6 protein-coding genes and 1 riboswitch are annotated in these 7,397 nt (G+C 32.8%); of the genes, 2 read left to right on the top strand and 4 right to left on the bottom strand.

The genetic code is table 11. The features are described 5' to 3' along the window. Positions 1-7 precede the first annotated feature (7 nt). The 3 genes from speC to HMPREF2597_RS02340 all read right to left on the bottom strand — a co-directional run bounded on the left by speC (position 8) and on the right by HMPREF2597_RS02340 (position 4,864). Positions 8-2,176, bottom strand: a complete 2,169-nt coding sequence (gene speC, locus HMPREF2597_RS02330) for an ornithine decarboxylase (protein ID WP_002460725.1) — start codon at positions 2,174-2,176, stop codon at positions 8-10. An 803-nt stretch (positions 2,177-2,979) separates the two neighbouring features. Further along, positions 2,980-3,756: a membrane protein insertase YidC gene (gene yidC / locus HMPREF2597_RS02335; protein ID WP_002479024.1), complete on the bottom strand. Its 777-nt coding sequence runs from the start codon at positions 3,754-3,756 to the stop codon at positions 2,980-2,982. 1 nt (position 3,757) lies between these two features. Continuing rightward, positions 3,758-4,864 carry a helix-turn-helix domain-containing protein gene (locus HMPREF2597_RS02340; RefSeq protein ID WP_002479025.1) on the bottom strand — a complete coding sequence of 369 codons (1,107 nt, stop codon included), beginning with the start codon at positions 4,862-4,864 and terminating at the stop codon, positions 3,758-3,760. Between the two features lie 227 nt (positions 4,865-5,091). Between HMPREF2597_RS02340 and HMPREF2597_RS02345 the strand changes: the two genes are divergently transcribed. Next, positions 5,092-5,325, top strand: coding sequence for a hypothetical protein (locus HMPREF2597_RS02345; protein ID WP_002479026.1), 234 nt, complete (start codon positions 5,092-5,094; stop codon positions 5,323-5,325). Positions 5,326-5,640: 315 nt separating this feature from the next. On the opposite strand, the gene HMPREF2597_RS02350 is transcribed toward HMPREF2597_RS02345, so the two are convergent. Next, positions 5,641-6,006, bottom strand: a complete 366-nt coding sequence (locus tag HMPREF2597_RS02350) for a hypothetical protein (protein WP_002479027.1) — start codon at positions 6,004-6,006, stop codon at positions 5,641-5,643. A 127-nt stretch (positions 6,007-6,133) separates the two neighbouring features. Beyond that, a riboswitch (TPP riboswitch) is annotated at positions 6,134-6,234 on the top strand. A gap of 99 nt (positions 6,235-6,333) precedes the next feature. Between HMPREF2597_RS02350 and HMPREF2597_RS02355 the strand changes: the two genes are divergently transcribed. Next, a complete protein-coding gene (locus tag HMPREF2597_RS02355; RefSeq protein WP_002479028.1) occupies positions 6,334-7,248 on the top strand; it encodes an ABC transporter substrate-binding protein in 915 nt (304 codons plus the stop codon). Positions 7,249-7,397: the final 149 nt, after the last annotated feature.

A 7,397-nucleotide genomic window follows, 5' to 3' on the forward strand; every position in this document is an offset into this window, starting at 1 on the left:
CTCCTTCCTAGCTTTCTAGCACATAACCAAATGCTTTAATTTTGCCGTCTACTTCTTCAAAGTAAACACCTTGAATTTCTGGTGCGAATCCAGGGAATTTATTGATACCTTCTTCTAAAATCTTGAAGTAAGATTTAGCTGTTTCGCTCCATTTTTCACCTGGAACAACACAGAAGATTCCTGGAGGATATGGTAATGCACCTTCAAGTGCAATTTCTCCAACGATGTTGTCTAATTCAACTAATTTAGCGTTGTTTTTCAATAATTGAATGTTAGCATCGTAAGGTTTCATGCTTTGTTCTGGTAAGTAGTCTTTTAAGAACATTTTTTTCTGGAATTCTTTTGTATTATGTTCTTTATAGAAATCATGTAATTCTTGGCATAATTGACGAATTGTATAACCTTGATAGCGTTCAAAGTTTTGATGATACAATCTTGGCAACACTTTATCTAGCGGTGCATCTTGATCAATTAAGCTTTCGAATTTGATTAATTTAGCGATTAAATTGTTCATTTTAGCTTCGTCGCTAGCTGGTGTCATTAAGAATAGAATAGAGTTTAAGTCATTTTTCTCAGGAATAATGCCATTTTCACGTAAATAATTAGCCAAAATAACTGCTGGGATACCAAAGTCCATGTATGAATCATCTTCTGGGTTGATACCTGGTGTTGTTAATAAGAATTTGTTTGGATCAACGAAATATTGGTCTTTACCATAGCCGTTGAAACCATGCCATGATTCTTCTGGATTGAATTTCCAATAGTCTAAATTGCTAATGATTTCTTCTGTTGGTGCATCAGACCATTTTTTACCATTCACTTTTTCAGGTAAGAACGGTTTAATATATTTACATTTAGCTAGGATTTCTTTTCTAGCATTTGTTGATACAGTTAAACAATCGTTCCAAAGTTTTTCTCCCATAGGTCCTTCTTGCATTCTTGCGTTGATATCTAGAGAAGCGAACATTGGATAGAATGGTGAAGTTGATGCATATTGCATATAAGCATTATTGAAACGTTTATGATTGATATAACGTTTTTGGCCTTTAATGTGTTTATCTTTTTTATGGATTTGTGACGCTTGTGAGAAGCCAGCTTGTTGTTTATGTGTAGATTGAACAACAAAGATACCAGGATCATTTTCATCAAGGTCTAATAATAATGGTGAAGATTTTTTCATTAATGGAATAAATTGTTCATAACCCACCCAAGCTGAGTCGAATAAAATGTAATCACATAAGTGACCAATTTTATCTACAACTTGACGTGCATTGTAAATCGTACCATCATAAGTTCCCAATTGGATAACAGCTAAACGGAAAGGTCTATCCCATTTTGCACGTTCAGGATCCACTTTAGCAACTTCTTGTCTCAAATATTCTTCATCAAAGTCGTGTTCGTGAATACCGCCAATGAAACCATAAGAGTCACGTGCTGTTTGCATATAAACTGGACGGCCACCGTCTTTAACTAAAGCTGAAATATAAACTGATTTGTGGTTGTTTCTGTCAAATAATACTAAGTCATCAGGCATAATTGCTGATGTAATCGTAATGTTATTTGATGTTGTTGAGCCGTTCATAACGAAATATGTTTTGTCTGCATTATAAACTTTTGCAGCATGTTTTTGAGCATCTACGGCTGGACCTTCATGGATTAATAAGTCCCCTAAATCCACGTCTGCGTTACAAATATCTGCTCTAAAAATATTTTCGCCGAAGAATTTGTAGAATTGTCTTCCAGCTGGATGTTTAGCAAAATATTGTCCACCTTGGTGTCCAGGACAGTCGAATTGCACATTACCGCGTTCAACATAGTCCGCTAAAGTATTAAAGAATGGAGGTAGTACATTGTTTTCATATTTAGAAATTGCATATTCTAATTTTTTTGAATTATATTCAAAATTACTATTGTTTACATCTATTATGAAATCTACTTCTTTTAAATCCACTGCGTTAGCTGCATCTTTATCATTTTCGTAGTCGGAAACAACAAATACAGGAATGTCTAATTTTGCCTCTTTAAGTTTGTTGACAAAATCCATATCCTCTTCCATAAGAACAACAGCACCTAAATCGATGATGTCTTCATCTTTGTCATGGATCGATACAATTTCTCTTTCGCTAGTGAAATATTTTCTTGCTTCCTCCGAAGAAGCAACTTTCAAGAATTTCATAAATATAACCTTCTTCCCTCAAATTAATTTATTCTCTTTTGTACCTCCACCGACAGTGTAGTACGATTATCAAAAATTGTTAATACCTTAAATAATTATTTCTGTGAAATATTTCACATTTAATATTACAACGCTTACATACACAAGGCTTTTGAGAATTGTTAAGTTTTTGTGACAAGTATGTAAATTGCATTTACAAAGTAAAAACCCCGCCATTGTAGGCATATTTGTCTATACAACTTGGGAATTTTTATTATAATATGTCTTTAAAAGTAACCAATATGCAAAATATTATTGCGGACTATGAACAAATGTTTATATCTATTTTTTCACAATCTCACATCCGATTTTTGATTAAAAATTTAGACATGTATCATCTTTTTGAGAAGATCCATGTCCTAGAAAATAAATTTTCACACTTCCTTGTATATTCATAATATTTTATATTTATGCATTTAATACGATTAATAATTCAATTCTCGCTTGCTTAAAATCGAATGTTTTTAAAAAAACTTGCAGTTAAATATTTTGCTATTCTATCTATTCTTGCTATTTACAACTTGTGGTTCAATTAATTCGACTATCTGCTTTTCATAAAGAGGTCGCTTGCTTCAATTACTACCTAACAACTACACATATATGGTCGACTGATACTAAGTGGTGTTGTCTCAACTGTGGCAATCATACCAGCTATAATAAATATTGAATCATTTTTAACATCCCGTTGATTGGTAAATGATAGTGCCTGTCTTCTTTTATCATGCTTAACTATGGCAGTGTCTACCTAATAATATGAAGATTTATCACATTGTTTTTGATTGTCTAATATGATGCGTTTGGCGTTGTGATATAATTGCTTGCAATATTAATAACGCAGCATTTACAAACCAATATAAAGCTAGTGCTGAGGGAGATTGAAACGCAATGTAGAGAATAAATAACGGGGAAACGATCATCATCACATAGCCCATCATTCTTTGTTCCTTAGGCATTTGTCTGGCACTTAACCATGATTGGACAAAATACATGAACCCAGCAATCATAGCTATCATGCTATCTGGTGATGTGAGATGAAACCACATAAATGTTGGATAACTTAGAATTCCTCCTGAAGTTGGCCATTTTAATGTCGCATATAATCCAAATAAAATGGGGATTTGTATTAGCATAGGTAAACAGCCAAACATGGTTGTTAAAGGATTAAGTTGATGTTGTTGATATAACTGCTGCAACTCTTGATATGCCTCATTTTTTAGTTGCTGAGTTGCTGCTGCTTTCATTTTTTGTTGTATCGGTTCAATTTTGGGTTGTAATTCTTTCATTTTCATACTGGTTATTGCCATTTGTTTTTGGTTATGCAACATGAGTGGCATTAATATTAATCTTACTAGGCACACAATAATAACAATAGCCAATCCATAATTATGATTCAGATGTAAACCCAAATAATGCAGCAACCCATCCATAGGTCCAACAACAAGTTGATACACCAAACCTGTCCTTTGATGTGTATCACTGTAATTGCATCCTGAAAGTAAACTAATCCCTAATAAAAGTATTGTCACATACCATTTCTTCATTTTATTCAATCCCCTGGCGATATATAAAGTCTAAACGCTTCACAATCTGTTGAAATTGTGGATTATGCCACAATTCTGCAAATCGTTGTTCGTCAGCTACGACTCTATAAAAGTCACGTGCCACTCTATCATTTTGTATATTTAATCGCTCACCAAACGGCATTTTTGCTAAAAACATATCAATATCATTAAAAAAATGATCTTGCTGATAATTACAATTTCGCACAACTCGTTCATAGCACTGACAGTAGTCTTCTAAATATTCTAAAGCTTGCTCATACTCAGTTTGTTGATAGTAATACTTAGCCAGCGACAAATTAATACCAATATTGATATATGGAAATAATTGATTGGTATTAAACCCCTGCTGCAATGCTTTAAAACGCTGTTCGATATCACTGATTTCTTCGTATAAATCACGAACCAATATCAACTGTAACTGTTGAGACATTAACATTAGTGATTGATACATATCCACTTGAATCACACTTGAAGCCTTCGCTAAGTTCCCTTGTTGTGCATAAGCATCTGCTAAAAAGAATGCTGTTCCCTCTTTAATTGAACAATCAGGAACAGTGTCGATAATGGTGCTATAGTCTGCTGAATATAGCTGAAATGCTAAACGATAACATTTAGCATATTTTATCAGTTCATCAGAATCAGATTTTTCTTCAACTATATCGCATAATGTTTGTGCAAATTGAATCGTATCTAGACATTGTTCCTCATTTTCAGCATAATAAATATGATTCATCAGCAACGCAATGATTGACAATAAAAATGAATACTCATTATTGTTATTATGACAACTCTCTTTCACTGCAGTTAAAAATGTCCCATACGAATGATTAGTCAATTGTTTAGACAAGTGTTGACACAGATGAGTGGCGTCCTCTTTCGTTAATACATCTTGATAATCCAATAATTCGTCCACACTCATATTAAATAATTTTGCAAGCTTTGGTAACAACTGAATATCAGGCATTAAACTACCATTTTCCCATTTTGAAATAGTTGGCTTTGTGATATCTAAATATGCAGCCAATTTATCTTGCGTTAATCCTAGTTTAGTCCGCTGCGCTTTTATAACCTTATTAATTTTAATCATATTAAACAACTCCTTACATTTATTTATTGTATCTAGCAGTTGAACTAAATTGTATTTCTAATATGACAATATCAAGGAAATAAAGTTTCCAAATAAGAAACTTATAGTCGTATGTATATTCTTTTCGTTTAAAAATTCGTATAAAAACATGGTGTATGATAATTTAAAATACTATCATTCGAAAATCTTGTATCGTAAGTTACAATATTGATAAAGAGGTGATATAAATGAAAAGCATCTTTAATTTCTCATTCGTTCTAGGGCTTATGTTAATTATCGTTGGGATTGTGCGTTTATTTAATGGTATTGATATTGTATCTATCTTTGCAATTGCACTGGGAATTATGGAAATATTTCTCTCATTAGGTCAGCGAAAACAAATTAAACGACAAAACCAACATGCTTCAAATGACTCAAAACACGAAAAACCAAGTTTTAAACATACTCAAGATAAAGAATAATCACCATTTCAGCTACTAAAATAAACAAAATTTATTATAATATATATAAATAATAAAATAATATAGTCTGTACTAAATAACGCTCCATGTTATCGTTTTTTACGATTGAATTAATGTGTACTTATCGTTTTACTTTATTCAAACTTTACAACTTTTAAATAAGATTCGTGAGATTAAGTGTTTTCTCATTTTCTCTAGCAGTATCTTCACAAAAACAAAAATAAACATATTAACTATTAACTTTATTTCACAAATTAGTGAATCTTTAGCATTGTTCAATAGTTAAATATGCTTATCCGTCCTCGTTTCCTATGTTCAGTAATCAAATGGTCCTAATAGTATAAAGATAATGAATAATACAGCACTCAAAAATGTTGTCGGCATAAGCCACCATACTTTGGTAAAATGTTGGCGCTTAAGTTCAATCAATCCAATCATAGTAGAAAAACCCCATAAATCATCAAATACAACATTTCCAAATATATTCTCTGGTAGTAGCGCATCTAATAATTCAATTAAAAATGCTGCCATTAAACCAAGTTGGTAGCTAATCACTAAAATACGTCGCTGCTTAGATTGCCATTGTCGACTCAGACGCAAATACGCCCAAAGTATTATTACAAGAATGAACACCTCGATGATAATAGTTAAATAATACAAGTAATCATTGCTTATTAACATTTTAACCCTCTTAACATTAAAAAATTTATAAATATGTTCACTTTTAGAATAGGTCATATCAATGCATCATTCAATTATGATATACCAATTTTATTTACTTATGTTGTTATGTTATGTTGTATATGTAAATAATCACTAGGGGTGCAGTAATCGCTGCTGAGAGAAACTTTGTTTCAACCCTTGAACCTGATGGTTAGTACCAGCGTAGGAAAGTGAACCTTGTGCGTCATTGATGCGTAGTCCTTTTGACATCAATCTTTTTCTTGTTAAACACAAGCATTCACTTTTGCTACGTGAATGCTTATTTTAATAGGAGGAGAAAAGATAATGGATACACTAACAGTTGGTTTAGAATGGTTTTTAAATCCAGATCATATGCCGCTGATCATTGGCATTGAAAAAGGCTGGTTTGCAGACGCACAACTTGACGTACATATGATTGAGCCAGAAGCGCATTTCGATGCACTATCTGAAATTGAAAACAACAAAATGGATATAGCGATAACAGAACCTATTCACTTAGTTGAAGATCGTGCTAACGCTAAAGACGTTGTTGGCTTCGCACGATTCTTGCACACTAACGGTGGTGTCATGTTCAACAAAGATAAAGCAATAACTCGTCCACGTGACCTTATTGGAAAACGCTTAACCTATCCTGGGGCACCAGGCTCCGGTGGTATTGCAATTGTTAAAACAATGATTGAAGCCGATGGTGCTACATATCAGGAAGGTGATTTGATTCCTGTGAACAATAGCTTTTATCATACAGATGCATTAGAGAAGGACAAAGCAGACGCAGCAACGTTAATCTTTGAAAATTTCGAAATAATCGAAGCAAAATTACGTGGCTTAAATGTCGATTTCTTCGCTCTTAAAGATTATAATGTTCCAGATTTTTGTCAATTAATATTGATTACCTCTCCACAACACCTCAAAATACAGCACGATAAATTATCACGTTTTATCACTGTCATTAAAAAAGCTATAGATTATATTCATCAACATTTGGATGAAGCGATTGCAATTTATTGTGCTTATACGCAAACTGATGTATATGATGCATTAAACCAACAAACCATACAAGCTACAGCCCATTGTTTTACTAATGATTTATCAATGAGCTCCGATTATTACAATGATTTACAACTATGGTTACACGAAAACGATAAAATCGTACAACCCATTGATTCACAACTTTATTTCACTAATGAATTATTATTCCCACGTTATCATCGACACTAATCATAGGAAATCGAATCTGGGCCATCATTATGTTTTAGGCTATGAACTCTATATATTGGCAGTAGTTGACAATTGAACATATGCTTATACCAAGATATTTTCAATCCTAGTCAACCTTACCAGGGCGGGACTACGAATTCATAATGAAT

The organism is Staphylococcus sp. HMSC063A07 (assembly GCF_001836955.1).
GTDB classification, from domain to species: domain Bacteria; phylum Bacillota; class Bacilli; order Staphylococcales; family Staphylococcaceae; genus Staphylococcus; species Staphylococcus lugdunensis.

Bases quoted from the DNA above. Each gene is read 5' to 3' on its own strand.
- HMPREF2597_RS02345 (WP_002479026.1), top strand. From the start codon at position 5,092: ATGAAAAGCATCTTTAATTTCTCATTCGTTCTAGGGCTTATGTTAATT.
- HMPREF2597_RS02350 (WP_002479027.1), bottom strand. From the start codon at position 6,006: ATGTTAATAAGCAATGATTACTTGTATTATTTAACTATTATCATCGAG.
- HMPREF2597_RS02355 (WP_002479028.1), top strand. From the start codon at position 6,334: ATGGATACACTAACAGTTGGTTTAGAATGGTTTTTAAATCCAGATCAT.
- speC (WP_002460725.1), bottom strand. From the start codon at position 2,176: ATGAAATTCTTGAAAGTTGCTTCTTCGGAGGAAGCAAGAAAATATTTC.
- HMPREF2597_RS02340 (WP_002479025.1), bottom strand. From the start codon at position 4,864: ATGATTAAAATTAATAAGGTTATAAAAGCGCAGCGGACTAAACTAGGA.
- yidC (WP_002479024.1), bottom strand. From the start codon at position 3,756: ATGAAGAAATGGTATGTGACAATACTTTTATTAGGGATTAGTTTACTT.